At 67.6% G+C, this 25,682-nt stretch carries 31 protein-coding genes and 1 pseudogene; 16 read left to right on the plus strand and 16 right to left on the minus strand.

Annotated features, from left to right (window positions below; genetic code table 11):
- Window positions 1-28 precede the first annotated feature (28 nt).
- Window positions 29-718: a winged helix-turn-helix transcriptional regulator gene (locus EV192_RS19820; protein ID WP_132117420.1), complete on the plus strand. Its 690-nt coding sequence runs from the start codon at window positions 29-31 to the stop codon at window positions 716-718.
- 110 nt (window positions 719-828) lie between these two features.
- Window positions 829-1,095, plus strand: coding sequence for a hypothetical protein (locus tag EV192_RS19825; RefSeq protein WP_207926142.1), 267 nt, complete (start codon window positions 829-831; stop codon window positions 1,093-1,095).
- Between the two features lie 188 nt (window positions 1,096-1,283).
- Here EV192_RS19825 and EV192_RS53950 read toward each other — a convergent pair whose 3' ends face one another.
- The gene (locus EV192_RS53950; protein ID WP_165960458.1) at window positions 1,284-1,478 is read right to left on the minus strand and encodes a hypothetical protein; all 195 of its coding nucleotides are present in this window, start codon (window positions 1,476-1,478) and stop codon (window positions 1,284-1,286) included.
- Window positions 1,479-1,710: 232 nt separating this feature from the next.
- Between EV192_RS53950 and EV192_RS19830 the strand changes: the two genes are divergently transcribed.
- Window positions 1,711-2,112, plus strand: a complete 402-nt coding sequence (locus EV192_RS19830; protein ID WP_132117422.1) for a nuclear transport factor 2 family protein — start codon at window positions 1,711-1,713, stop codon at window positions 2,110-2,112.
- Window positions 2,113-2,155: 43 nt separating this feature from the next.
- Window positions 2,156-2,290 (plus strand): annotated as a pseudogene (locus EV192_RS55900) (IS5/IS1182 family transposase); the annotation flags it as partial.
- A 159-nt stretch (window positions 2,291-2,449) separates the two neighbouring features.
- Here EV192_RS55900 and EV192_RS19840 read toward each other — a convergent pair.
- Together EV192_RS19840 and EV192_RS19845 are read right to left on the minus strand one after the other, a co-directional pair.
- Window positions 2,450-2,755, minus strand: coding sequence for a WhiB family transcriptional regulator (locus EV192_RS19840; RefSeq protein WP_132117424.1), 306 nt, complete (start codon window positions 2,753-2,755; stop codon window positions 2,450-2,452).
- Window positions 2,756-2,920: 165 nt separating this feature from the next.
- Complete coding sequence (locus EV192_RS19845) at window positions 2,921-4,468, minus strand: MFS transporter (RefSeq protein ID WP_132117426.1); 1,548 nt, start codon at window positions 4,466-4,468, stop codon at window positions 2,921-2,923.
- A 248-nt stretch (window positions 4,469-4,716) separates the two neighbouring features.
- On the opposite strand from EV192_RS19845, the gene EV192_RS19850 reads away from it, so the two are divergent.
- Window positions 4,717-5,076 (plus strand): S26 family signal peptidase, encoded by a 360-nt coding sequence (locus tag EV192_RS19850; protein ID WP_132117428.1) that lies wholly within the window; start codon window positions 4,717-4,719, stop codon window positions 5,074-5,076.
- Between the two features lie 337 nt (window positions 5,077-5,413).
- Here the strand turns inward: EV192_RS19850 and EV192_RS19855 are convergent, their stop codons facing one another.
- Together EV192_RS19855 and EV192_RS19860 are read right to left on the minus strand one after the other, a co-directional pair.
- Window positions 5,414-5,929 carry a hypothetical protein gene (locus EV192_RS19855; RefSeq protein WP_132117430.1) on the minus strand — a complete coding sequence of 172 codons (516 nt, stop codon included), beginning with the start codon at window positions 5,927-5,929 and terminating at the stop codon, window positions 5,414-5,416.
- Between the two features lie 17 nt (window positions 5,930-5,946).
- On the minus strand, window positions 5,947-7,263 hold the full coding sequence (locus EV192_RS19860; RefSeq protein WP_165960494.1) for an MFS transporter: 1,317 nt from the start codon (window positions 7,261-7,263) through the stop codon (window positions 5,947-5,949).
- Here EV192_RS19860 and EV192_RS19865 point away from each other — a divergent pair.
- On the plus strand, window positions 7,256-8,146 hold the full coding sequence (locus EV192_RS19865; protein ID WP_165960495.1) for a LysR family transcriptional regulator: 891 nt from the start codon (window positions 7,256-7,258) through the stop codon (window positions 8,144-8,146). The genes EV192_RS19860 and EV192_RS19865 overlap by 8 nt on opposite strands.
- Before the next feature lie 14 nt (window positions 8,147-8,160).
- Here EV192_RS19865 and EV192_RS19870 read toward each other — a convergent pair whose 3' ends face one another.
- Window positions 8,161-8,928, minus strand: coding sequence for a class I SAM-dependent methyltransferase (locus EV192_RS19870; RefSeq protein ID WP_132117436.1), 768 nt, complete (start codon window positions 8,926-8,928; stop codon window positions 8,161-8,163).
- Between the two features lie 91 nt (window positions 8,929-9,019).
- On the opposite strand from EV192_RS19870, the gene EV192_RS19875 reads away from it, so the two are divergent.
- The gene (locus tag EV192_RS19875; RefSeq protein ID WP_132117438.1) at window positions 9,020-9,238 is read left to right on the plus strand and encodes a hypothetical protein; all 219 of its coding nucleotides are present in this window, start codon (window positions 9,020-9,022) and stop codon (window positions 9,236-9,238) included.
- On the opposite strand, the gene EV192_RS19880 is transcribed toward EV192_RS19875, so the two are convergent.
- From EV192_RS19880 to EV192_RS19900, 5 genes are all read right to left on the minus strand, one after another.
- Window positions 9,224-9,574, minus strand: coding sequence for a ParB/RepB/Spo0J family partition protein (locus EV192_RS19880; RefSeq protein WP_243726953.1), 351 nt, complete (start codon window positions 9,572-9,574; stop codon window positions 9,224-9,226). The two genes, EV192_RS19875 and EV192_RS19880, sit on opposite strands and share 15 nt — an antisense overlap.
- A 129-nt stretch (window positions 9,575-9,703) precedes the next feature.
- Entirely contained in the window at window positions 9,704-11,134 is a 1,431-nt protein-coding gene (locus tag EV192_RS19885; RefSeq protein WP_132117440.1) for an MFS transporter, read from the minus strand.
- A gap of 55 nt (window positions 11,135-11,189) precedes the next feature.
- On the minus strand, window positions 11,190-11,363 hold the full coding sequence (locus EV192_RS19890) for a MerR family DNA-binding transcriptional regulator (RefSeq protein WP_132117442.1): 174 nt from the start codon (window positions 11,361-11,363) through the stop codon (window positions 11,190-11,192).
- A 138-nt stretch (window positions 11,364-11,501) separates the two neighbouring features.
- Window positions 11,502-11,816 (minus strand): hypothetical protein, encoded by a 315-nt coding sequence (locus EV192_RS19895; protein ID WP_132117444.1) that lies wholly within the window; start codon window positions 11,814-11,816, stop codon window positions 11,502-11,504.
- 386 nt (window positions 11,817-12,202) lie between these two features.
- Entirely contained in the window at window positions 12,203-13,741 is a 1,539-nt protein-coding gene (locus tag EV192_RS19900; RefSeq protein WP_165960496.1) for an Hsp70 family protein, read from the minus strand.
- A gap of 143 nt (window positions 13,742-13,884) precedes the next feature.
- Here EV192_RS19900 and EV192_RS19905 point away from each other — a divergent pair, with 143 nt between their 5' ends.
- Together EV192_RS19905 and EV192_RS19910 are read left to right on the plus strand one after the other, a co-directional pair.
- Window positions 13,885-14,205, plus strand: coding sequence for a hypothetical protein (locus tag EV192_RS19905; RefSeq protein WP_132117448.1), 321 nt, complete (start codon window positions 13,885-13,887; stop codon window positions 14,203-14,205).
- Window positions 14,206-14,343: 138 nt separating this feature from the next.
- Complete coding sequence (locus EV192_RS19910; protein WP_132118246.1) at window positions 14,344-15,168, plus strand: DUF72 domain-containing protein; 825 nt, start codon at window positions 14,344-14,346, stop codon at window positions 15,166-15,168.
- Between the two features lie 13 nt (window positions 15,169-15,181).
- On the opposite strand, the gene EV192_RS19915 is transcribed toward EV192_RS19910, so the two are convergent.
- Complete coding sequence (locus EV192_RS19915) at window positions 15,182-15,844, minus strand: Type 1 glutamine amidotransferase-like domain-containing protein (protein WP_132117450.1); 663 nt, start codon at window positions 15,842-15,844, stop codon at window positions 15,182-15,184.
- Between the two features lie 260 nt (window positions 15,845-16,104).
- Window positions 16,105-16,725 (minus strand): hypothetical protein, encoded by a 621-nt coding sequence (locus tag EV192_RS19920; protein WP_132117452.1) that lies wholly within the window; start codon window positions 16,723-16,725, stop codon window positions 16,105-16,107.
- 548 nt (window positions 16,726-17,273) lie between these two features.
- Here EV192_RS19920 and EV192_RS19925 point away from each other — a divergent pair.
- The 6 genes from EV192_RS19925 (at window position 17,274) to EV192_RS19950 (ending at window position 22,849) form a co-directional block, all read left to right on the plus strand.
- Complete coding sequence (locus tag EV192_RS19925; RefSeq protein ID WP_132117454.1) at window positions 17,274-17,813, plus strand: RNA polymerase sigma factor; 540 nt, start codon at window positions 17,274-17,276, stop codon at window positions 17,811-17,813.
- 13 nt (window positions 17,814-17,826) lie between these two features.
- Complete coding sequence (locus tag EV192_RS19930) at window positions 17,827-18,648, plus strand: cupin domain-containing protein (protein WP_132117456.1); 822 nt, start codon at window positions 17,827-17,829, stop codon at window positions 18,646-18,648.
- Complete coding sequence (locus tag EV192_RS19935; protein WP_165960497.1) at window positions 18,645-19,505, plus strand: ABC transporter ATP-binding protein; 861 nt, start codon at window positions 18,645-18,647, stop codon at window positions 19,503-19,505. Before EV192_RS19930 ends, EV192_RS19935 begins: the two co-directional genes overlap by 4 nt.
- Complete coding sequence (locus EV192_RS19940) at window positions 19,502-20,296, plus strand: hypothetical protein (protein WP_132117458.1); 795 nt, start codon at window positions 19,502-19,504, stop codon at window positions 20,294-20,296. Before EV192_RS19935 ends, EV192_RS19940 begins: the two co-directional genes overlap by 4 nt.
- An 8-nt stretch (window positions 20,297-20,304) precedes the next feature.
- A complete protein-coding gene (locus EV192_RS19945) occupies window positions 20,305-20,934 on the plus strand; it encodes a hypothetical protein (RefSeq protein WP_132117460.1) in 630 nt (209 codons plus the stop codon).
- Between the two features lie 103 nt (window positions 20,935-21,037).
- Window positions 21,038-22,849 carry a helicase-associated domain-containing protein gene (locus tag EV192_RS19950; protein WP_132117462.1) on the plus strand — a complete coding sequence of 604 codons (1,812 nt, stop codon included), beginning with the start codon at window positions 21,038-21,040 and terminating at the stop codon, window positions 22,847-22,849.
- 24 nt (window positions 22,850-22,873) lie between these two features.
- Here the strand turns inward: EV192_RS19950 and EV192_RS19955 are convergent, their stop codons facing one another.
- Window positions 22,874-23,347 (minus strand): GNAT family N-acetyltransferase, encoded by a 474-nt coding sequence (locus tag EV192_RS19955; protein WP_132117464.1) that lies wholly within the window; start codon window positions 23,345-23,347, stop codon window positions 22,874-22,876.
- Between the two features lie 8 nt (window positions 23,348-23,355).
- Entirely contained in the window at window positions 23,356-23,949 is a 594-nt protein-coding gene (locus EV192_RS19960; RefSeq protein ID WP_132117466.1) for a TetR/AcrR family transcriptional regulator, read from the minus strand.
- A gap of 114 nt (window positions 23,950-24,063) precedes the next feature.
- Between EV192_RS19960 and EV192_RS19965 the strand changes: the two genes are divergently transcribed.
- Window positions 24,064-24,879 carry an alpha/beta fold hydrolase gene (locus EV192_RS19965; RefSeq protein ID WP_132117468.1) on the plus strand — a complete coding sequence of 272 codons (816 nt, stop codon included), beginning with the start codon at window positions 24,064-24,066 and terminating at the stop codon, window positions 24,877-24,879.
- A gap of 96 nt (window positions 24,880-24,975) precedes the next feature.
- On the opposite strand, the gene EV192_RS19970 is transcribed toward EV192_RS19965, so the two are convergent.
- A complete protein-coding gene (locus EV192_RS19970) occupies window positions 24,976-25,422 on the minus strand; it encodes an RICIN domain-containing protein (RefSeq protein ID WP_165960498.1) in 447 nt (148 codons plus the stop codon).
- Window positions 25,423-25,682: the final 260 nt, after the last annotated feature.

Raw genomic sequence — 25,682 nt, forward strand, 5'->3', positions numbered from 1 at the left:
GTCTGCACAGTTGATACAATCAACCTCGATGGACAAAGTCCAGCATGACTCGAAGAGCCCTCGCTCCTACGGGCAGTTCTGTGCCCTCGCGCGCGCCCTGGACATCGTGGGCGAGCGCTGGACCCTGCTGATTGTGCGCGAGCTGCTCCCCGGCCCGATGCGCTACACCGAGCTGAAGACCTCGCTCGGGGGGATCGCGACCAACCTCCTGGCGGAGCGGCTGCGGGCTCTGGAGTCGAACGGCATCGTGCAGCGACGGCTGGGCGATGCGGGAGTCCTCTACGCCCTGACGCCGTGGGGTGCGGCACTCCGAGAACCGATGGAGGCGCTTGGCAGGTGGGGCGCGCCGCTGGTGATGACAGGACGCAACGACGATTCGTTCCAGCCGCGCTGGCTGGTGCTCGCCCTCCCCGGCCTGCTCCGGGGAATCACCGCGACTCCTCCGGTGGAGCTCGGCGTCGAGACGGACGGATTCCTCATAGTCCTGCGCATCGACGAGGACGGCCCCAGTGCGATCGTCGGGCCCGACCAGCAGCCTGACACGATCTTCACCGCCGCGCCCGAGGTCGTCATCGGGCTCGCGGCAGGCGGGCTCACGATCGAGCAGGCCCTGTCCCTGGGAGACCTCAAGGGCGACAAGCGGACCCTCAGCACGGTGTTCCCGCCGGGACGGGCGATCGCCGTGACCGGGGTCTCGCCATCGGCGACGGACGACTGACAGCTCTCGCGATTCGCGAACAACTGCGGAAGTCATCCGCTTCTGCCGCGGCGATCCGTGCATCGAGACGTTCACCATGCCGACCCGTCAACATTGTCACGCCGGTTTCGATGACATGTAGCCGGACCTACGCCGAGGAAGCCGGAATCCACCTGCGTGACAAGCCATCCCCGCTGTATCAGCGGCTGGTGTTGTCGATGTTGTTGTCGACTCGGATCTGTGCGGGTATCGCTGTCGCGACGGCCCGCGAGCTGTTCGCGGCAGGCTGGTACACACCGCGGCGCATGGCGGATTCCACATGGCAGCAACGGGTCGACGCATTGGGGCGAGGTGGGTACGCGCGTTACGACGAAAAGCACGGCAACTCGGCTGGCTGAGGGCGCGCAGCTGTTGCTCGACCGTTGGCGTGGCGATCTGCGCAGGTTGCGGTCCATCCGTTGGGAACTGCAGGAGTTTCCCGGAATCGGTGTGGTGGGCGCGGACATCTTCTGTCGTGAGGCACAGGCCGATCCGAACGCACAGAAGTCGCCAACCAGCAGCTCGGGTCAAGCTGGCTTTCCCGCGCTCACCAGCCTTCGCATGGGTACGGCCGGACATCGGGCAGCTCAACGTTCGCCGCCCGGGCCGCTTTCGCACCGGCTGGAGCAGCGGGCACGTGGTCGACACCCCCTTCGTGCGTGAACCAACCCACGATGTCGTCGAACGTGCGGAGCGCGCGTTCCTGGTCGTGCGCGCACGTGGCGTCGTGGGTGTCTTCCATTCGTCGGAGGTGCAGTACCTCTACAGAAGGAGACCAGTTCACCTACCCACTCTTCGGCGAGCAGCGAGCCGTGACGTACTCCTGGTCTCCCGATACCGTGTAGCCGACGGCCATGCTCAAGGGCTCGGCGCCGGCACAGATGGCGTCAGCGAGAGACCACCTCTACGCCCTCTGACCTGGTTGTAGGCGCACATGTCGCCGACCAGAACCGAACGAGTGAATAGGAGCGGGTATGACCGACGATGTGGCCAGCCAAGTGATCATGGCTGAGCAGGATCGGATCCAATGTCTCCTCGACGTGGATCGCGGCACCTACGACCGCTTGCACGCCGCGGAGTACCGGTTGTGCAACCCGACCGGCACCGTGTGGACGAAGGCCGAATACCTGGATCTCCTCACCACCGGGCGGGTCGCCTACCGGGAACTGGGGCTGACCGGCGACGTGGACGCCATCGTCGGCACCGACGTCGTCGTCCTCCGCTACCGGTGCGTTATCGAACTCACCGTCGACGGCGCGGACATCCCGCGGCACGATGCCTGGCACACCGACGTCTACACCAATGCCAGCGGCACGTGGCGTTGTGTCTGGTCGCAAGCCACCGGCATCATGGACCTTCCGTTGGCAGCACCCTGACCCAGCACGAGGAAGGCGCGGACCCGCCGGACTTGACGTTGCCGTGGAGTGCGGGATCAACCGACTCAAACGCAACCGTGCAGTCGCGACAAGGTATGACAAGCTCGCCGTCCGCTACGAGGCCACCGTCACAGTCGCAGCGATCAACGAGTGGCTACGACTTCGAGACACGGCCTAAAGCCGTTCTTTGACCAACGCGCGTTGGACAGCGATCGAAGGCCACGCGTAACCGTTCATACGGCAGCGAATTCACGCCGCGCACCGCGTCGTTGGCCGAGGCGCGCCGCGCAACGTTTGCCCCCTGTTCTTCGGCGAGCCGGCGCTCCACCGGTCGCGGTCAAGAAGTTGCCCGTGTGCGGCGGGCCTGTCTGCGGTGGTTGAGTGCCTCGCGGCGCTCACCTTCGCCCATGGCGCCCCAGATGCCGTACAGTTCCCGCACGGTGAGGGCGTGCTCCCGGCATTGGACGAGCACCGGGCAAGTCTGGCAGATTTCCTTGGCACGTTTTTCCCTGGTCGCGCGGGCGACACCGCGTTCGTGTTCCGGGTGGAAGAAGTACTGGCTGTCCTGGCCTCGGCAGGCGCCGCGGATCTGCCAGTCCCATGCCTCGGCCACCGGGTTTGGCAGGCGGGTGAGTTCGGCCATGATCAGTCCTTCCAGTTCGCCGCTACGGTGATGGGTTACCCGATCCTCGCGTCGGCGAAACTGGGGTGGCGATCATGTGACTTCGGGCATTGGTCCGGTGTGGACGGATCTACCCGAATCGACCCCCTGTTGTTCCTTTGTGGACAGTGCGGAGCAGGGCTCGGGCTACGCTGGCGCGGGCTCGAGATCGGGGATCTCCTTGGGCACCTTGCGCAGGGCGATCAACGCGACCAGGGCCATCACCGTGATCAGTCCGGCGCCGACCAGTGAGGTCGTCTGGAATCCGCCCACGAACGCCTGTTTGGCCGCGCTGGCCACGGCTGGGCCGACGTCGCCCAGCTGGCCGGCGGTGCTCACGGCGCCGCCGAGTGACTCGCGGATCGGGCCGGCCGCCTCAGCCGGCACCCCCGCCGGCAACACCAGCTTGTTCTGGTAGATCGTGGTCAACACGCTGCCGAGGATGGCGATGCCGAACGCGCCGCCGAGCTCCTGCGCGGTCTCCGAGATCGCCGACCCGGCGCCGGCCCGCTCCCTGGGCACCGTGGCGAGCATCGTGTCGCTGGTGATCGCCAGCGCGAACCCGAGGCCCAGCCCCTGAACGACCATGCCGACCAACAGGTACGGGTAGTTGACGGTGGTGCTCATCGCGTCGGCGAAGACCGCGAACCCGGCGCCGACCAGGATCAGACCGACGGCGACCACCCGGGCCCGGCCCCACCACTGCACCAGCAGGCTGGCCAGCACACCACCGACCATCCCGGCCGCCCCGCCCGGCATCCCGGCCAGTCCGGACTTGAGCGGCGACCAGCCGACCACGAACTGGAGGTACTGGGCGATCCCGAACATCAACGTGGTGCTGGCGAACATCAACACCACCACGGTCCCGACCGACGCGGAGAACGCGGGCAGCCGGAACAGCCGCACGTCAAGGAGCGGATGCGTCAACTGCAGCTGCCGGACCACGAACACCACCAACAGCACCAGCCCGCCGGCACCGGTCACGATCACCTCGGTGTGCCCGAGGCCCTGCCTGGCGCCCTCCTTGATCGCGTAGGTCACCGACACGACGCCGACGAACGACAGCAGCGCGCTGAACAGGTCCAGCCGGCCGGGCCGCGGGTTGCGCGACTCCGGCAGCACGATCAGGGCCGCCACGAACACCACCACCATCACCGGCAAGTTGATCAGGAACACCGAGCCCCACCAGAAGTTGTTCAGCAGCACGCCGCCGACCACCGGGCCGAGCGAGAAGCCGCCCGCGGCCATCGCGCCCCAGATGCCCACCGCGGTGGTGCGCTGCTTGGGGTCGGTGAACACGTTCCGGATGATCGACAGGGTGGACGGCATGATCGTCGCGCCCGCCACCCCCAACAGGCCGCGGGCCGCGATCAGCGTCTCCGGTGACCAGGCGAAGGCGGTCAGCGCGGACGAGACGCCGAACGCGACCACGCCGATGAGCAGCAGCCGCTTGCGTCCGATCCGGTCGCCGATGTTGCCCATGATGATCAGGAAACCGGCCAACGCGAAGCCGTAGATGTCGCTGATCCACAGCAGTTGGGTGGATGAGGGCGCCAGGTCCTCGGTGAGTTTGGGGATGGCGAGGAAAAGCACGGTGAGGTCGAGTGCCAGCAGCAGCACGGCCAGGCACGCGATGACCAGCGTGCCCCACTTGCGTCCGTTCGAGATCACGTCGGGGGTCAACGAGGTGTTCATGTCGGCAGCGTCCTGGGGCGCGCTGACCATGCGCTGACCAAACACTGACCAATGCCCCTGGCACCCGGTCAGCGTCCAGGCCATGTCGGACTCAGTGACCCACGGACCGCAACCGCTGCCGACGATGGTCCGCCACGGCGACCGCACCGCGCTGGAGAACCTCGACGCCGGCATCATCCGGCCCGGTCACGGACCAGCGAGCGCAAATGGGTTGCGTAGGTCCGGCCGACTGTTGAAGGCTGCCGTGCGTGGGTGTGTTGGATGCCGCCGCCGCCCGGGTCGCGGGAGGCGAGACGGTGCGGTTCCGGCCGACCGGGTCGTCCATGGTGCCGTTGATCCGTAGCCGCCAGTTGGTGACCGTCGCACCGGTCGATCCGGCAAAGCTGGACGTGGACGACATCGTGCTGGTCCGGGTGTCCGGAACGCTCTACCTGCATCGGGTGACCGCGCTCGCCGGACAGCGAGTGCAGATCGGGAACAACCGGGGCCGGATCAACGGGTGGACCAGCAGAGACCGCGTGTTCGGTATCTGCGTGGACGTGGACGGCTTCCCACGCAAGAACGCCGAGGACAAGATCCTGCGTCGCGACCACAGCAAGGACACGTGACGCGACGTCATCCCACTCGCCGAGACGAGCGCCGGGATGGGTCATCCTCGGCCTGATCGCCACGTTCTGGCCCATCACCGACTTCTCCCTGATCCCGCTCGGGGTGGCGGCCGGGGCGTGGCTGTTGACGACGTGGGCCACCCGCTCCATCCGGTACTGGTATCTGCGGCGCCGGATCCGCCGTGTCGCACGCCCGGTCGTTCCCGTGGGTCCGTCCAGAGTGGGCGGTGACTCGCTCAGTTTCGCCGCACGGCCGTCGTTCGGATGTCACGTGTCGCGATGTGGACTTAGTGTTCGACCGGTCGTTGTTGCGCGGTCGTACGGGGAGTGTTGTGGGTCACCAGGAGATCACCGAGGATATCCGGGACGGGCTGCTGCGGATCATCTGCTTACGGCCTCTGACGCACCTGAGAACGCGGCAGTGCGGGACGATCCCGCGTTCGCGGCGGCGGGATGCGAGGATCTGAACGGCGCGGCTGTCGTCGCGATGACGGGGATCTTGTTCATGGAGGGCGAGAGCGAGCCGCCCGAGATCACCGCGATGAAGGTCGAACTGGCCGGTTTGGCGGCGACGTTGAGTAGGACGTCCGGGTGGCTGATGGCCAAGATGGACTGTGTAGTTGGCGCACCTCTTGCCGACGGCGTCGGACGTCCGCGTCGCGCACGCCGCGAGATCCACCGCTGCGTAGGCGTTGCTGTCCTGGTCGTACTTCACCTGCCACTGCGGGGGCAGGGTGAAGCTGTCTTCGACAATGGTTGGAGCCGCAGTCGTCGCCGCGGCGGATTCACTGGTGATCGCGAAACCGGTAGTGCTCCGCTGGCAGCCGGTCGCGGCAGTGGCGACCACCAGCACGGCCAGCGGGAGTAAACCTATTGGTGCACAACGCATGTGGCGAAGCTAGTGCATGAATCGAGACTCATCCACACGGCGATCCGCATGCGTTGATGGTCCCATCCTCGAGCTCGCAACATCTTCTTGTTCCAGTCGTCGGCTACGGCGAGATAGATCGGGTTCTTGTGTCGTCCGTACTCTCGTACACACGCGGCCGTCAGTTTGAAGGCGTGTTCATCTCCGGTTTCGACACTTCGCTCGATGACGTCGGCCACGGATCCGGGCTCGTCGAGCTCTGTCGCGGGCTCGTCTGTCTCGCGGCCGTAGATGGAGACCATCGCGGCAACGTACTGCCATGTGAAGGCGTAGGACATTGTTTGGAAATGGGCTGGTATGTAACGCATCAGCGACCGGAGGGCCTCGGGAACGGTGATGGTGTGCAGGAACACCAACGGGTGACGGGCGGCGTTCTCGCGATAGAGCACAGCACCGGCCATGGACAGCCCGAGACCGAACAGCACCCCACCGACGAGCACGACGGCGGGCGGGACGGTGGGGGTCGGGCAGGTCAGCACCATCGATCCACCGACCAGCAAGGCGCCACCCACCACGAGGGGGAGTCTGAGGCCCCAGCGGCCGGCCATGGCTCCTGACGCGAGGCTGGCCAGGGCTATCGCCGCCGTTCCCGGCATCAGGATCAGGCTCGCGGCGAGGGCCGACTTGCCGAGCACCTGCTGGAGATATACGACACCGACGAACAACGAACCGTTGAAGACCGCGGCGGCGAACAACGCGATGACGATCGGTCCGAACACGGCCGCACGCCGGAACACCTGCGGATCTATGAGCGGCTGCGGCACACGGCGTTCCACCAGGGCGAGACCGACCCAGGCCGCTGCGGCCAGAACAGCGACGAGCACGAGCGGACCACGCCAGCCGCCAGCCGGGCCGTCGATCAGCGCGTACGTCGTCAACCCCAGCGCGCAGACGACCAGGGCTTGCCCGGGCAGATCAAGGCGACGGGCTTGGGCGGCGCGGGACTCGGCCACGAACACGCTGGCGGCCACGAGCGCCAGCACGCCGACCGGGCCGTTGACCCAGAAGACCGAGCGCCAGCCGAGGCCGTCGACGAGCATCCCGCCGATCACGGGACCGGCCGCCATGCTGATACCGGCCACACCGCTCCACACACCGACCGCCTTCGCCCGCTCCCGACGGTCCGGAAAGGCGTGCCTGATGATCGACACCGCGACGGGATTGAGCAGCGACGCACCGGCTCCCTGCACCATCCGCAGCGCGACCAGCACCGGAACCGTCCCGGCCAGTCCACAGGCGACTGACGCGGTGGTGAACACGACCAGGCCCCACCAGCTGCGGACGTTCGTCGTGGTCGCCGAAGAACGGCACTTCACCCGTGCCGCTGCCCGGCTGCGCATCGCCCAGCCCGCAGTGAGCCAGCACATCCGGAAACTGGAGCGGCTCCTGGGCCAACCGTTGTTCGAACGCAACGCGAGGTCTGTACGCCTGACCCGCGCGGGCGAGATGTTTCTGCCGCACGCACAGGCGGCGCTGCGTGCCGTGGAGATCGGGTACGCAGAGGTCGCCGCTGTCAGCGGTGGTCTGCGGGGCGCCCTGCACGTCGGCGTGGTCGATGCGGTGGAACCGCTCGGCGTGCCCAGCCTGCTGGCCCGGTTCCACCGGCGGCACCCGGACGTGACCCTCTCGGTCCGTCAGGCGGGCTCCGAGGACCTGCTCGAACTGGTCCGCTCCGGGACCATCGACGTCGCGTTCCTCTCGTTCGGCGACACCGCCACTTCGCCTGGCGTGGCGGTGCGATGGCTGCAGTCCAGCGAACGGGTCGTGGTCGTCGTCCCACCAGACCACGCCCTGGCGGAACGCGGGGAACTCCGCTTCGCGGACATCGCCCAAGAGGCGCTGGTGACGTTGCGGGAGGGAACCGGGAACAGGTCGATGGTCGACCGAGCCTTCACGGACTTGGGCACGCACCCGCGGATCGTCTGCGACGTCTCCGGCATCGCCGACGTCATCGACCTTGTGGCCGAAGGCATCGGCATCTGCCTGCTGCCTGAGTCGGTGGCAGCCAACGCGAAGCGGCGGATCGTGGCGATCCCGCTGGTCGATCCCGTGATGTGGCGCCATCTCGGCCTGGTGTGGCGGTCACCGGAAGCAGTCAGCTCACTGGCTCGCGCGTTCGTGAGCTTCACCGAATCGCTGTAGGGCCACCCTGGCGCCTAACGTACGGCGAGCAACACTCGACTCGCGAGCACCTGCCAGATGGTGCCGACTTCGCGGAAACCGCCGTCGTGCAGCGCTGCCACGTGGACGTCGAAGCCGGGCGGCGACTCCTGTCGGTGCTTGCCGGCGAAGCAGGCGGTTCGCTCGGCCAGCAGCGTCTCGAACGCCGGGTCCCCGGCCAACGCGTCCCACCATTGCTCAGCTGTTTCGATGCCGCGTGCGGCGAAGGCTGTGTCTGTCCACTGCTCGTCGAGGACGCGCTGGCTCAGCCGTGCCAAGGTCGGCGCCGACGAGTCGAAGGTCATGGCGTCGCTGTTGAGAAAGAGCCCGCCAGGGCGCAGCAGGCGGCCGAGGTCCTGGTAGAGGTGGGCCAACGGCGTCGGCTCCAGCCAGTGCAGCGCGGTGGTGCTGAGTACCGCGTCCACCTGTGGTTCGCCCAAAGCCTTGAGCCAGTCACGCGACGCCAGATCGGCTTGGACCCAGCGAAGTCGGCCGTTGACCGTGCCGAGCGCGCCTTGTCCGACCGCCAGCATCACCGGATCGATATCGACCGCGATCGCTTGCGCGCCGGGGAAGCGGGCGAGCAGTCGTTGGCTGATCGATCCTGGCCCGCAGGCGAGGTCCACCGCCACGAACGACGCGGGCAGCAACTCGGCCAACGCGTCGAACATCGCCGTGAAGCGGGCTTCGCGCTCAGGAACGTAGCCCTCTTGCTGTGCGTCCCAGCGCCGCAGCCAGTCGGCCCAGTCGATCTCCGGGTTCATGCCGACCCCAAATCAATAGGTTGGATACCGCGGAACATACCCGCAACGATCACACCACCGACAGTCCGAGATCGACTCGCAGATGCGGACGATGGCGACCAATCCCCGGGAGCGCGGCGGTGACCTGTTGAAGCTGCTGCTGGCAGCGGATGCCGCGCTGCTCAGTGCCAAGACCTCGGGCCGCGACCGGATCTCGACCAACTGCGATGGCGCGCCGGCCAAAGAGGACAAGGAATGTCGATCTGCGCAAGAGGCTCGCTCAGCCGGTCGACCCGGTCGCCTCAACCTCCTGCGTTCAAAGGGCCGGTAGCACGGGACTGCTCCGCTCGATCACGAACGTGTCCGTCTCCGCACCGTCGTAGAACCGCACGTTGATCTCGTGTTGACCGCGCAACATGGCCGCCCGCAACCGATGCATGCCGTCGATCACACGCATCGTCGCGCGGTGCTCGATGATCGGCGGCAGCTTCGCCTCTGATTCCGCCAGCAACCGGACGTGGTCCTCGCTCTCCCCGGTGAGCCGCGGTGACATCGACCCGACGATGGTGTCGATCGGCATCTTCGTCGTCACCGCCCCGGTCAACTGTCGCGCCAGCCACTCGTCCGGTGGTGCCGACTCAGCTCCCGTGTTCCCGACTGTCTCCACAGCACGCTCCCAGCCGCGTGTAGCCCCATCGAGTTCCGAACGGCAGTGTGATCGCCCGCGCTGCCATCGTGATGCCATCAGGGCAGGACCGTTGGCCATACGTCAATCGGTTGGCCAAATGGCCAGGTCTCACTGGTGGGGTTCTGATGGTGCCTTGCGGGGCATCAGGGCGACGATCGGGAGGCTGAGGGCGGTGACGGCCAGGACGACGACAAGGGTGACCTTCATGGCGTGGTCCAGTCCGGAGGTTGCGGCTTGGAAGAAGATCGAGGTGACCGCGGCCGAGCCGATCGCTGAAGCGAGTTGCTGGATCGAACTGAACGAGCCGCTGGCGCTGCCGGCTTCGTCAGGTTTCGCGTCGCCCAGAGCGACGACGGGGATCGTGGCGAAGCTGAGGCTCATGCCGACGCCGATGACGAAGAACGCCGGGGCCAGCGCCCAGAGGCTGACGTCCGTCCCGGAGTAGGCGACGAGGACCAGTACCCAACCGCAACCGACGAGGTCGACGGTGAGGCCGATGAAGACGAGCCGGCGACCGAGCTTGGCGACCAGGCCACCCATGGCGGCGAACCCGGCGGCGACGAGCCCCAAGGTGAGCGGCACCAGACCGAGCGAGGTGTCCCGCGCGCTGGCGTGCAGCCCCTCCTGCAGGAACAGGGACAGCACGAAGAGCAGGCCGGTGCCGGCGGCAGCAGCGACGAGGCACACGAGCAATCCGGAAGTGAAACCCCGGTTCTTCAACAGCGAGGGCTTGATGAGCGGGTGGGTCGCGGTGCGCTGGCGGTACGCGAAGGCAGCGAAAGACAGGACGCCGACGACGATCGAGACGATCGGGATGACGCCCCAGTCGTTGGTCGAGCCCTCGATCAGGCCGTACAGCAGCCCGAGCATGGTGACCGCAAGCAGGCCGGAGCCCCAACCGTCGACGACGGTGGACCGGTCGCCGTCGTCGTCACGCGGCAGGATCTTGGCGGCCACGACCAGCCCGACAACGCCAAGGACGATGTTGATGAGGAAGATCGGGCGCCAGGACAGACCGAACACGTCGGCGCTGATGATGAAACCGGCCAGGACCGGGCCGCCGACACTGGAGAGACCGAGAACCGGGCCGAACAGCCCGAACGCCTTGGCGAGCATGTCGCGGCTGAACGCTTTCGTCATGATCGCCATGCCTTGCGGGATGAGCAGAGCCCCGAACGCTCCCTGAGCGACCCGGGCGCCGATGAGCAGGGTCGGGTCGGGTGCGAACCCGGCGACTGCCGAGGCCAGGGTGAACCCGCCCATGCCGATCAGGAAAAGCCTGCGTTGGCCGAACTTGTCCCCCAGCCGTCCGCCGACCACGAGCAGCACACCCATGGCGAGCATGTACGCCGGTCCCAACCACTTGATCAGACCCTCACCGCCGTGGAGCTCGCCGGCGATGGTGGGGGCCGCGATGTTCGTGACGGTCCCATCGATCACGTCAAGAGCGTCGGCCAGCAAAACCAGCCCCAGGATCGCCCACATCCGGCGACTGGAGCGGTGTGCGGTGACTGTGCCCGGTTCCGTCACGGTAGTCATGAGGAACGTCCTTCGCTGCCCAGGGGCGCCCCTCCTGGGCAGCCTCTCAGCCCCACTACGAACGCCCCTGACCCGATCCGACACCGGCACGCAGGATTTCGCCGAAATCTTCCGGCGAGGCGGTCCGCGGATCGGTGTGGGCTGGAATCAACAGGCTGACGTCGTCGTAATGGCGCAGCGCGTGGATCGACAACCCGGTCAGCCGGGCGAACCGCCCGATCGTCAGCAACTGGAGGGGTCATTGCTGTTCGCGCTGCCCGATGCCGACTTCGCAGCCGACCGCACCGGGCAGCGCTGATCAGGTGCCGGACAGTCAAATCCAGGTCTTCGCACAGGCTGTTTCTTTTCTACCCACTGGATCTCCGTGTCACGTGTTGCTGACTTCAGTCCAATAGGTGACGATGTTCCAGGACGGGTAACGGGCGGTGGAATACTGTCCGACTGATGCCCAGTCGCCCATCACGGCCGTTCGCCCCGCCTCGGGGTTCGAGCTGTCAAGGATCATGTGGACCCGGTGGTGGCCGGTGCCGGTGGTGCACAGGCTGCTCACGTAGTTCGCGCTGGGGAAGGTGACGGCGCAGTTGCCGGGCGTGGCCAAGGCGTTGGTGGCTGTGGCGACCAGGATCCCGGCTGTGGCGACCGCGACAATCGCGGTACCGACCGTCTTTGTTTTGTTACGCAAGCGATCCTCCTCCATGTTGGTCAGCGGAACGGCCCGGTGCGAACCCGGAGCTCGATATGCCGCGGAACCATGTGTGTTTGTGTTGCCCGGCGGACACAGGCTGGACAACACAGTTTCGGTTTGTTTTGGGCGGCGAGAACAATGCTGCAACCGCTGGGTGCAAGAGAGCCTCTCTGGAACAGGAGGACTTGGCCGCCGCACCACGAATTCTGCCCCGGGGTTCGGTCGGTGGCAATACTCCAGTCGGCCGTGGTCCAGACCATTTGACGGGCGTCGCTCACCCTTCGTGACAGCGAACGCTCAGTCCGTGAGTACCAAACAGACCGTGGGGAGCAAGAACGACGGCGCTCAGCACCGACCTCCCTATCAATGACAGACGGATCGGCTCAGCCGGTTTCGCTTGCCCGTCGCTTGGTCCGCGCGGCCAGCCTCCTGGCGCGGCCCCTCAGCCGTTCGACAACGTGCTCCGGCAGGCTGCTCTTGCTTGTCACGGTGACTGACTGGGTGTGCCCGGCGGTGAGGTCCTTGGCGCTGACCTGCATGATGCCGTTGCTGTCGATGTCCAGGGTCATCTCGATCTTCGCCTCGCCCTTCGGGGCGGGCTTGACGCCGGTCAGTTCGACGGTGGCGAGCAGCGTGTTCTCCTCGGCGGTCTCGTGTTCGCCCTGGTACACCTTGAATCGCACGCGTGACTGGCCGTCCTCGGCGGTCGTGAAGATCTCCGAGCGTCTGGTGGGAATCGTGGTGTTGCGCGGGATGATCTTCGTGATCGTCCCGGCGCCGGTGCCGACTCCCAGCGAGTGCGGGGTGACGTCCATCAGCAGGACGTTGTGCGCCTTGCCTTCCAGGATCCCCGCTTGCAGGGCCGCGCCCGCGGCGACGATCTCGCCCGGCGCGACGCGCATGCTCAGGCATCTGCTGCCGAGCAGCTCCCGCAGGAGCGACTGGATACCCGGCATGCGCCCGGCACTGCCGGACAACAGGACGTCGAACTTGTCCGTTTCGGCCCAGTACGAATGCTCCAGCGCCGACATGATCGGCGCCTTCACCCGGTCCCGTAGGTCGGCCGTGATCTCCTCGAACTCCGCGCGGGACAGCGATTCCTCAAGCGTCAACGGGTTGCGGTAGGCGTCCATGGCGACATACGGGATGGTGACCGTGGCGGCCGTCGACACCGACAGTTCGATCTTCGCCTTCTCCGCCGCCTCGCGCAGGCGCTGCACCGCCACCCGGTCCGCGGCCAGGTCGACGCCCTTCGCGTTGCGGAACCGGCGGGCCAGCCAGTCCACGATTCGCTGGTCCCAGTCGTCGCCGCCGAGACCGTTGTCGCCGCTGATCGCCCGTACCTCGACCACACCCTCGCCGGTCTCCACCAGCGACACGTCGCACGTTCCCGCGCCCAGATCCAGGACCAGCGTCCTGGTCTCCTGATGTTCGAGGCGGAAACCCAGTGCGGCTGCCGTCGGTTCGCTGAGCAGGCGCAGGACCTCGATATCGGCGATCCGGGCGGCCTCTCGGGTGGCCTGGCGCTGGGCGTCGTCGAAGAACGCCGGCACCGTGATCACCGCGCCGGACACCGGCACGCCCAGGTACTGCTCCGCGTCGTGTTTCAGCCTGATCAGGATCTGCGCGCAGATCTCCTGCGGGAGATATTTCCGGCCATCGATGTCCCCAGTCGTCCACTGGGTGCCGATATGGCGTTTGACCGCCCGGAACGTCCGGCCGGCGTTCGTCACCGTCTGGTTGGACGCGGGCTGCCCGGTCAGCACATCCCCGTTCGCGGCGAACGCCACCACGGACGGCGTCTTCACGGCGCCCTCCGGGGTGGGGATGGCGATCGGCCTGCCGTCGTCAAGAACGGCGATCGACGAACTGGTCGTACCCAGGTCGATGCCGACGGCCACACCCTTCTCCGGCCTGGTCACCGCCGCCCACCCCCGCCCCGAGTACTGTTGATCCTTTTCTACACCAGGGGAGTCACCGCCATCCAGGGTAGGCGAACCTAGGTAGAACCACTCTGGCCGGCCGCCATCCCTGCGGCGAGGATTGCCCGGCAGAGGGAGGTTCGATGTCCAACGACGAGGGCTCGAAACAGGCTGTGGGCGGTCAGGTGGCGGTTATGGGCGCGGGCGTGGCGTTGTCCGAGGCCTTGTTCTTCGCCTGCCTGGCGGGCTTTGTTCATCCCCGATCCCTGTGGCAGTTCGGCATGCCCTGGGTGTTGCTGCCCGCACTGCCCGCGTTGGGGGCGCTGGGCGGCTTGGTAGTCGCCTCGCGCAAGCCGGCCAGGGCAAAGGTGTTCGCCGTCGCTCTCGGCGCGTTGCTGGCCAGCCTCACCTTGCTGGCCGCCGGCTTGCTGGTGCTGCTGCTGGACCGCGGGCTTTCGGACTAACGACCGCGGAAACCACCGGACATCGCGTGGCAAGAGCGGATGTTCGGCTGCCGCCGTCCCGCCGAGCTGGCAACAAGCTATCTTCACTCGTGATCGAGGGGAGTTGGCGGAGTGGCACGTCTTCATGTCGGCTGTGCGATGTGGACTCACAAGGCGTGGCTCGGGCGGTTCCTGCCGCAGTCGTTGCCGGCCAGGGAGCGCCTGCGGGCCTATGCCGGCTGGTGCAACGCGGTCGAGGGCAACACCACCTTCTACGCGACCCCCGCCCGGAACACCGTCGAGACTTGGGCGCGGCAAACCGATCCCGGCTTCCGGTTCGTGGTCAAGCTGCCCAAGGTCGTCACGCACGAGTGCCGGTTGGTCGGTGTCGAGGCCGAGATGCGGGCGTTCCTGGACGCGATCGAACCCTTTGGCGAACGGGCGGTCCTGTGGACCCAGTTGCCCGGCTCGTTCGGCCCTTCGGATGTCGACGCCCTCGGCCGCTTCCTGCGCAGGCTGCCAGCCGACCGCCGGCGCGCCGTGGAGGTGCGTCACCCCGGGTTCTTCACCGACGCCGGCTCGACGTCGCTGCTGGAGGGGACGCTCGCTGAGGCGAACGCCGAATGGGTGCCCTTCGACACCACAGTCTTCTTCCAGAGCCCGCCGACCAGCGAGGCCGAGCAGGATGCCTGGGCCAAGAAACCGCGGCTGCCGCGGCGCACACGGGCACTGACCGACCAGCCGATTGTCCGCTACCTGGGCCGGGACTCGGTCGAGGAGACGGTTGAGGGGTGGCGGCCCTGGACCGCGGTGGTCGCCGGCTGGCTGCGCGAGGGCCGGTCGCCGACGGTTTTCCTGCACACCCCCGACAACGACGACGCGCCCGCGCTCGCCCGCCGATTCCACGACGACGTGCGAACGCTCGTGCCCGGCCTCGACACGCTGCCCGAGCCCGAGCCGGTTGAGCCCGCGACCTTGTTCTGAGCGGCGAACGCGGTTATGGCCCGAACTTCGTCCATTGTCCTTCAGAGACCACCTCGACGCAGCCGTCGACGACCTTGATGGCGGTTTGTTCGTCGATGGCGTAGGCCGGGACGCCGATGTCGGCGGCCCACCGCTGGGCGTCGGCCAGGGTGTTCGTTGGGAAGGCGTTCAGGTGCGGGAAGATCGAGAAGTCGACGACTCCCAGGGTGCGGTCGTCCGGCGCGGACGGCCATTCGACGAAGTGCGTTCCGATCCGGGGGGTCAGCACCATGCTGCCGGCACTCACTCCCAGCCAGACCGTGTCGGGTAGCGACGGCAGCAGATCGGCCAGTCCGGACGCCCGCATCCAGTGGCAGAGGTACGTGGCGTCGCCGCCGTCGACCAGGAGCAAGTCCGCCTCCCGGATCCAGGGAATCCATCGTTGCGCGCCGATGGTGGGCAGTGCGGTGAGTTCGAGGACGCCGAGCGACGCCCAGCCCAGGCCGGAGGAATGCTGCCATCGGGGCTCGGCGGCGAGGAATCCTCGCACCGATGTCGGATCGCACTTCGGGTGACCCCACTGTGCTGTCGGGACGCAGAGGGCTCGGCATTCGGAGATCGGCTTACCGAGAAGCTGCACGAGCGTCGCATGGATACTCGGGTTCGTGACGCCACCTGAGGTAAGCAGGAGTTTCACAGAGGCCTCCAGATTCGCGCGGACGGTGGTCGTATCTGAAGACTTGGCAGCGAGCGGGAACTCATCGCTCGTCCGCGACACACTCCAGGAGCGTGGCCCTGGTCGAACCGATCAACGCGGCCAGACTCGACCCGCCTCGGCGGTCCCGCGGCGCGGTGTCCATGTCATCAGCGGCGCGAAGCTGCTCAGCATCGCCTCGGCTCTGCCACGGACGCACACTCGGGCGCGCGCAGCCCACTCGCGCCCCGGCGTGATGCCCGCTAGGACGGTTCCTCGGCACTATCGCTCGCCGCGTGCGTCCCGGTCGGCTCGGGATCGCCGGACGTGTGTCCTGACCGTGGTTGTGATCGATGCTGGCGAGACGCGAAGGCTCCGCCGAACGCCGCTTCCAACCGATCTGTGGCCTTCTCAGCGAAGAGACCGACCAGAACGCCTGTGCCGCCGAACGCGAACACGTTGACGTTGTCGGCCGAAGTCCCACTCGCGAGGAAGCCGCCGCGGACGACGAGGTAGAAACCCATGGCCAGAATGGCGCCGATCGGCGGCGTCAGGAAGTACCACGGCACGTAACGGGGGCTGACGTTCGGTGAGGTGAAGTCGCCACGGATCCGCAGCAGCATGCGGATCGACCCGCCGAGCAGCCCACAGAACGCCACACAGAGCAGGATCCGGCGCTCGGGTGAGATGGTGAACGACCACCAGAACAGCGACATCTGGTGGGGACCGGCCAGATCAGTCCGATCCGGCCACAGCCAGATCAGGCAGGCCAGCGGCACGTTGGCCAGCAGGAGAAGCACCCCGACCAGCAGGTACACCTGCTGGCGGCGCAAGCCAGCCGGAGTCTGCGGACCGACGGCCGCCGACATCTCAGGGTCAGTCACTACGCCGTCGCTCCTCGGTCGAGTATTGCCTGAACGCGGACGGCTCACCTAACCATCAACGCTGCTTGCCGGAGTCACCAGAGCGCTCGTGTCCAGCGATGAATGCGTCGCCGGTTGAACATCAGGTGATCCGATCATCGGCATGTGCGTCCGACACGAGCATCATGTGATCGAGATGATGCCTGTGGCCCAACGCTTCGCGCCGTTCCAGGTCGCACGGGACTGGGCGCGGCGATGCCCGGCAAGGGACAGGGCGGCTGTTCCCGTCCGATTGCCTTGGGAGGGCTACGGGTGTTACGTGACCGCCGCGTCCTGAGTCAGCCGGACGACCGATCACTCGGCCCTGAGGCGAGGTACAGGTCGGTCGTGGCGATTCCAACCGGGTCCTGGTGAACCGTTCGCCCCGCTCGGTACGACGAACAAGGTGTGGATGGGAGCTACCTCGATCGTTGGGCCTCGTGGGACGGCACTATGGCTCGTGCCACCGAGACCGACTCGGCCACCGCCTGCTACGGCGGTGTCGAGGTACGGGTATCGGGAGGTCACGCATGGTGACGCGGCCACCGGATCCGCGAGCGGACTCCCAGCTGCTTGCGGCGATCACCGACGGTGACAGGGAGGCGTTCGCTGAGCTGTATCGGCGGCACTTGCCGTGGCTGTTGGTGCGGCTGGGGCGGCGGTGCTCGTCGCCGGAGCTGGTCGATGAGGTCGTGCAGGACACGTTCGTGGCGGTCTGGCGGTCGGCGGGGCGGTGGGATCGCCGGGGCGAGGTGGCCGCGTGGATCTGGGGAATCGGGATCCGCCGTCTGGTCGACGCGCTGCGGCGTAGCCGGCCGCCGGCCGATGGGCTGACGACGTTCGCCGGCGTCGAGACGTCAGCCGAGGAGCACGTGCTGCTCGCCGTCCAGTACGGCGACGTGGGTGCGGCACTGACGAGCCTGTCACCGGAGCTGCGGGCCGTCGTGCAGGCGACTGTCCTGGATGGACTGACGACGCGGGAGGCCGCCCAGTTGCTGGGTATCCCGCCTGGCACGGTCAAGACACGGATGATGCGCGCCCGCGCTCTGTTGCGGGAGCGGCTGGCATGACGGGGAGGTTGGGATGACCGGTTGGCACCTGGATCCGGAGACGATCCGCCGGTACTCGCAGGGAGCCGCCCCGCCGGACCTGGCCGCGTCCGCCGAGGCGCACCTGACGAGATGCGCGGCCTGCCGGGGCATGATCTCGTCCTATGTGGACGCTCGACGGGTGGCGACGATCTGGCATGAGGTGGTCGACCGGGTCGACGCACCCCGGCGGAGCGGGCCCGAGCGGATGCTGGCCCGGCTCGGCGTCGGCGAGGCGACAGCACGCCTCATAGCCGCGACGCCGACCCTGCGGGGGCCGTGGTTACTGGCCGTCGCCGGGGTACTCGCGCTCGCGGCTTGGGCGGCTCAGGTCGATGAGCGTTTCCTACGAATGTTTCTCGTGGTCGCCCCACTCGGGCCGCTGGCGGGTGTCGCGGTGGCCTTCGCGGGCGGCCTGGACCCGACTCGGGAGATCGGGCTCGCCGCGCCGTACTCAGGGTTGCGGCTACTGCTGATCCGCACGGCCGCGGTCTTGACGGTCACCGTTCCGATCGTGGCCGCGGCCGGACTCGCGCTACCCGGCTCGAATTGGCTGGCCGTCGCCTGGCTCCTGCCCACCGCCGGGCTCACCTGCGCCGCGCTGGCTCTGACCGCTCGCATGACGCCCGTGGCCGCGGTCGGCGTCGTGGCCACGATATGGGTGCTGGTGACCGCCCCGACCACCATCGCCGGTCACCTCGACCTCGCCTTCGGGATCGGCGCCCAGGTCTTCTGGCTCGCCGTGGCCATCAGCGGCGGCACCTGGCTCGCCGTCTTCCGCAACACAGTCACGATCAAGCTGGGGAGAAGCGCATGACCACAGTACGCGTGCATGACGCGACCAAGTCCTTCGGTCGTACGAGGGCGCTGGACAGCATCGACCTCGAAGCCGGCCCAGGGGTGACCGGACTGCTCGGCCCGAACGGGGCGGGAAAGACAACTCTGCTCCGGATGATCGCCACTGTTCTGGCGCCGGATCGGGGCACGGTGACCCTGCTGGGCCGCGACCCGTCGCGGCCCGACGACCGTACGCGGATCCGCGAACGCCTGGGCTACCTGCCCCAGGATGCTGGTTTCCATCGGGGGTTCACGGTCTTCGAGTTCGTCGACTACGTGGCGATTCTGAAGGCGATGACGGACCGGCGGGCCAGGCATGACGAAGTCCGCCGGGTCATCACGCTGACCGGGCTGGCATCCGTCAGCGCGAAGCGGATCCGAGCCCTCTCCGGCGGCATGCGCCGGCGGGTCGGGTTGGCCCAGGCCATGCTGGGCGATCCCGACCTGCTCGTCCTCGACGAGCCGACGGTCGGCCTCGATCCCGAGCAGCGACTGCGGTTCCGGGAGATGATCTCGCAAGCCGGTGAGGGGCGCACGGTGGTCATGTCCAGTCACCAGACCGAGGACATCACCGCGCTGTGCACCAGGATCGCCGTGATCCACCAGGGCCGAGCCCGATTCGACGGTACCCCCACCGAGCTGACCGCGCAGGCCGCGGGTCGCGTGTGGACAGACACGCAGCGGTCGCCCGCCGCACTCGCGGCGTGGCGCACCGGTGACGGCACCTACCGCAACGTCGGCGACCCGCCCGCAGGCGTCGAGCTGATCTCACCCACGCTGGAGGACGCGTACCTCCTGCTCATGGGCGAACCCGAGTTGGAGGTCACCCACCCATGACCACTGTGGACACAGCCGTCTCCAGCCACATGGCGCCACTGGTCGGCCGGGAGGCCCGCCGCCTCGCCCGGCATCCCGCGCTGTGGCTGGTACCCGCCGTCGTCATCGTGACCAGCGCCGTCGACACGGCCAGCGGCGGCCGGACCGCTGGCTACTGGTACGGCACCATCTTCATCGCCGTCGCGTTCTTCGGGCCCATGTTCGTCCTCTTCGCGGCGAACCTGGTCGCCAGCAGTGCCCGCCGCAGCCGGGCCGAGGAGATGCTGAACGTCACGCCGACCACGGACACGCGCCGGACCTGGGCGATGAGCCTCGGTGTCGCGCTCCCACTGGCCGGAGCCGGCGCCATCGGGGCGGGTGCCATGGCTCTCATCGACAGCGTCACCACCATCCCGCCCAAGGACCTGCTGACCGCCGCCGAGCTCGCCCAGATCCCGCCCGTCCTGGCCGGCGCCGGGCTGCTCGGCGTCCTCACCGCCCGCTGGCTGCCCTTCGCGGGCGGCGTACTGATCACTTTCGTGGTCGCGACCCTGGGCGGTATCGTCCTGTTCGGGCGGTTCGACTCCGGCATCTGGTGGATGTGGTGGACGACAGAGACCACCATCGGGGAACGGGCACCAGCAGCAGTGCCTGGCGACCCGTGGCTGCATGTCGCCTACCTGGCCGGACTCTGCGCCTGCGCCGCCGTCGCCGCCGTGTACCGCGATCGCGCGCAATGGCCACGACTGGCCCTCGTCGGTGGGCCGGTCCTGGCCGCCACCCTCACCCTCGGCTGGCTCCAACTGTCATGACACCATCCGTGGCCTGGGAACTCGTCCGCAGCGGCCACCTGGTGCGCAGCCTGCGCGTGGCGCCTTTCGTGACCGGCGCCGCCGCCGTCGTGGCGTTCCTGGCGGTGCGAAGCGGCGACACACACGACGTCATCACAGACCTCCGCGTACTGGGCCTGCTGTTGGCACTGGGTAGCGGGTACGTGCTCGACGATGGCGCGGCGGTCACCCTGCAGGCCAGCCCGTACAGTCTGGCCCGCCGGCTCTGGCTGCGCATCGGCTGCGCCGCAACCGCTGTCATTCCACTGTGGACGGCTATCCTCGCCCGCTTCCTTCCCGCCGCGCCGGCCGGCGATCGGTGGGCCCTCGGCCTGGGCCTCACGGTCGAACTCGCCGCCGCACTCACCGTGATCTGGGCCGTGGCCGTGTGGGGCCGTCGCCACGGATTCGAGCACCCCGGCATCATCACCACTCCCGCACTCCTGGCCTCGCTGGTGCTGGCGACATCGATCCCATGGGCACCGATGCTGGTCGGCTCCGGGCCACAATGGACCCCGGCGCACCTGCGATGGTCGGGCATTCTGCTCGGCGGGATCTGCGTACTCGTGGCCGGCATGCGCGACCCGGCCGCGCGCTGGCGCTCTCCGGCCCACCCGTGAACTCCGCGATCGGCTGATCCGTCCTGCGGTACGCGGGATCGGCCGGTGACTGGATTGTCGAATCGGGCGACGTGGAATCCTGGCTCTGGGCAGAATTCCTGGTATGGACGCCGGTTCGTTCGCACGGTACCTCGGTCGGATGGACCGGGTGGAGTTGGCTGAGGTGTTACGGGTTCGGCCGGAGGTGCGGGTGGCGCCGGTGCCGGATGGGCCTGAGGCACTGGCGGTGCGGTTGAGTGATCGCGGGTCGTTGGCCGCGGTGCGGTTGGTGAGCCGGGACGCGGTGGCGGCGGGGCAGGCGGCGGCTGGGTTGGGGTCTGGGGCCACCGTCGCCGCCGTGGCGGCGTTGACCGGGGGGAGCAGGGAAGCGGTCCGGTCTGCGCTGGGCGAACTGCGTCGGGTGGGGGTGGCGTGGCCGGATGGCGAGGTGGTGTGTCTGGTGCCGCCGGTTCTGCAGCGGTGGAAGCAGGCGAAAGGCCGGTTGGCGGTGACCGGACGGCCCGCGGTTGAGCTTGGTCGATGCGGTACGGACGGTGAGCAGCGGTCTTCGGTGCAGCACCTACTGCGTGCGGCTTATGCGTTGTTGGACACGAGCAGGCCGATCGTGGGGTTGCGGCGGGGTGGGGTGGGGGTCAAGGAGCGGCAGCGGTGGGGGGCGGCGCTCGGGTTGGGCGATGACTACCTGTTGCTGGTGCTGGACGTGCTGTTCGCGGCCGGGTTGTTGGTCCAGTCCGGGACGGCGTTCGGGGTGACCGCGCGGTATGAGCGGTGGCGGGAGGCGACGCCTGCCCAGCAATGGGCGGAGCTGGCGTGGGCGTGGTTCTGGTTGCCCCACTCGCCGACTGCCCGGCAGAGCGCGGCGGTGTCGAAGGTCGAGTCGTCGCGTTGTCGGGCAGCTCGGTGGGCGATGTTGCGGGCGGGACGGGGCGGGTTGTCGGTTGAGGGCGTTGCTGCCGCCGCTTACTGGTTCTGCCCGACGGTGCACCAGTACGTCGAGGGGGTTGTTCGTGAGGCGGTGATGGTGGGGGTGGTGGCGGGGGATGCGCTGAGCGTGTGCGGGGAGGCGTTGTTGTCCGCTGGCAACGCGGAGGCGCTGGCCGCTTCGGTGGCCGAGGTGGTGGTGCCGATGCAGTGTGAGCTGCAGGTGCTGGACGACCTGAAGGCTGTGGTGTTCGGGCAGTTGACGGTGGAGGCTGCACGGGTGTTGGAGGCGTCCGCGGAGAGCCTGGTGGAGGACGGGGCGCGGGTGTGGCAGTTCACCACGGCGAGCGTGCGGGCGGCGTTCGCCCAGGGATGGACCGGGGAGTCCTTGCTGGCCTCGTTGAACGAGCTGACGCAGCACAACGTGCCGTGGGCGCTGCGGGCGCTGTTGGGAGAGCGCGGGCGGGGGCAGGTGTCGGTGCGGGAGGTGGGGTGCTGCGTGGTGGCCGAGGCACAAGTCATCGCGGAGGTGGTGCGGTTGCCCGGGTTTGTCGAGTTGGCGCCGACCGTAGCCGGGAGCGTGATGGCGTCTACGGAGTTGGTCGCGCAGTTACAGGCGGAAGGGTTCGCGGTGGTCGAGGACCCGTCGTCGGGGAGTGTTGTGGTTCGGCGGGCGCCAGTGGCCGCCCCGGTGGACGAGGCGGAGCCAGTGGACCTCCCTGACCTGGACGCGGCCGAGCCGTCCACGGCGCAGATCGTGCGGGGACGTAACCGGAGGTTGTCGAAGAAGGCGGTGGCGCTGTTGGCCGGGGCCATCGACGAGCAGTCCGACGTGCGCATCGACTACGTCGACGGGAAGGGCGAATCCTCCAGCCGCACCATCACACCGATCGGGTGGGACGGGCCGTTCCTGTTGGCGTGGTGCCACATGCGGGAGGCCGACCGACAGTTCAGGGTGGAACGGATCAAGTCGGTGTCACCAGTGCGACCGTGAGGCGAAGTGACTGGCGAACATTGGTCAGTGTCCTCGGGCAGCGTTGGCAAGAACGATTCTCATAACGGGCAGTTGGCGTCCGGTGTCGACTTCACGTTCACCCACGCGTTGGGCGCCCATGTGCAGATAGAACGCCTCAGCGTGCGGATCGGACTCCAGCTCCAGCGTGCGGAAGCCGCGTTTCCTGGCCGCGCTGGTGGCGTGGTCCCACAGCCTGCGTCCCAGGCCGGTACCGATCGCGTCGGGCTCGACGAACAGGTCGACCAGCTCACCGTCCGGCGGCGTACCGCCGAGCTGGTAGTACCCGAGTAGTCTCTCGCCGCGTTCAGCGACGATGACCTGTTCACCGTGGATCTGCTCCGGCCGCACGGTCAGCACGTCCTGAACTCGGTCGAGAAACTCCTGCTCATACCCCCAGTGCGCCTTCGACCGGCGCGCCAGCGCCGTGATGTTGTCCGCTTCGTGAGGTTCGGCAGCCCGCAGTCGCACCTGGTCCATGATCGTGATTATCCAGGCATCCCGGGTGTCCGCTCATCGGCATGAGTGAGGCCGTTCAGGGTGACGGCGACCAGTCGGTCCACCGCGGCCTTGGATTGCAGGGCGCTGGCTGCGGTGAGCGCGTGCAGGCAGTACGCGGCCAACTCGTCGGGTGTGGCGTCGGCGTGGACGGCACCGGCCTCGGCGGCCTCGGCGATCAGGTCGCTGACCAGGTTGTGGACATGACGGTAGGCGCGGGCGACGTCCGGGTTGTGGTGCAGTTGCCAGGCCAGATCGGCGCCTGGGCGATGGTGGACAAGGTGGGCGCACGCGGTCAGCACGGCCTTCAGGCGCTGGCCCGGGTCCGTGTGCTGGTCTCGGACCTGGCTGAGTTCGTGGAGATGGTTGTCCACATGGCGTTGGTGCCACGCGCTCAGAACCGCGTCGAGGTCGGAAAAGTACTTGTACAGCGTCGCCCGCCCGATACCGGCTGTGGCGGCGATCCGCGACATCGTCACCGCGGCCGCCCCATGCTCGGTGACCAGCGTCGCCGCGGCGTCCAGGATCGCCTCGCGGGCGTCGCGGCGATGCGCCTCGACGATCTCGTTCCACTGCGCGGCCACCACTCGATCATACACAACGCAACACCTGTAGACAGAGTGTCTTGACCATAGTCGTAGTGTCTCCTAGGGTGCCGGAACGGTGCTCTCACCGCCCCGAAAGGAGGGCAGGAGTCAATGCCTGTGCTGGAGGTTCCCGGTGCTGGGCTGTCGTACAGGAGGACTGGCAGCGGTCCGACCCTGCTGCTGATACCCGGCGCAGGCGGCAGTGGGCTCGCCTTCGTCCGAGTCGCGAAGCGCCTGGCCGCCCACTACAGCGTTGTCCGCTACGCTCGTCGCGGCTTCTCTCGCAGCCACCTCGACCAGCCACCGGACCGCGGCAGTCGACTGGCCGCTGACGCGGACGACGCCGCCGGGTTGATCGAGCATCTCGGCGGCCGGCCCGCCGCCGTGCTCGGCGAGAGCTCCGGCGCACTGGTTGCGCTGGAACTGCTCACTCGCCACCCCGACAGCGTCCGTACCGTCGTGCCCTTCGAGCCGCCGGCGATGCGCCTGCTGCCCGACGCTCAGCAGTGGATCGACATATTCGATCGAGTGCACGATACGTATCACCATCACGGAATGCGGTCCGCGCTGAAGCTGTTCAGGGAGAGGACCTTCGCCGAATCCGACCGCAAGGCCATGCGTCGCGGCGTGTGGTTGCAACTGGTCACGCCATCGATACGAGCCAGTTTCGCCCACTGGCTCGACTATGAGCTTCGCCAGTACCCTGCGACGCCGCTCGATCTGACCGCGTTGAGGGCCCACCGCGCCAAGATCATCCCGGCTGTCGGGCGGGAGTCACGCGGGTATCCCTGCTACCGGGCGACCGCGGAGCTCGCCCGCCAGCTCGACCTCCCGATCGCCGAGTTCCCAGGCGGCCACCTGGCCCACATCACCGAGCCGGCGGCTTTCGCTCGAAGCCTGGTGCGGACGCTGGCGTCCACACTCTGAACGCCGTGTCGCGCGTTCCCGGACCATGAAATTCCCCAACGCGGACGCCGACGGGGAATTTCATGGTCCCGGAATGGTGGACACGCCGGTCAGAGATTAGACCGTGAACTCCTGTGCGACTGTGCTGTTGCACGTCCACTGCCGGATCCACGTGCCGTCTTCAGTGTGGGCGCCTTGGACGTCGAAACACTTGTTGACGAATGTTCTGATGGTGGCATGGCCGTTGCTGAGCGGCACGATGGTGAAGGCCTGTGCGACTGTTCCGTTGCACGTCCATTGCCGGAGCCAGGTGCCGTCTTCGGAGTGGGCGCCTTGGAGGTCAACGCATTTGTTGGCGAACGTCTTGATGGTGACGCGGCCGTCGCCGAGGGGCACGATGGTGAAGTTCTGTGCGACTGTTCCGTTGCATGTCCACTGGCGGATGAGCGCGCCGTCTTCGGTGTGCGCGCCCTGGACGTCGACACACTTGTTCGCGAACGTCAGGATCCGTGGTGCGGATGCCTGCGCGCTGGGCTGTTGAGCGGCTTGGGCGGTGGTCGTCACACCGATCAACGAAAGAAGCGAGACGAGCACTGCCGTGACCGAGAAATGACGGCGTGACAAAAGGCGTAGGTGCACGTAAGCCTACCTCACTTTTGGTAATCAGGGGGCTTGGTGAAGCCAATCCGATCATACGCAGCAGTGATCAGGGGAGCATCGCATCATCCAGGTATTCACTTGGCAGGTAACTGAAGTATCGGCGTTATTCCCTTTTATGGGTTGGGGGTACCGCACCGGGCGTGCGGAGTAATGGCACTGGAAGG

This window comes from Actinocrispum wychmicini (assembly GCF_004345645.1).
GTDB classification, from domain to species: Bacteria; Actinomycetota; Actinomycetes; order Mycobacteriales; family Pseudonocardiaceae; genus Kibdelosporangium; species Kibdelosporangium wychmicini.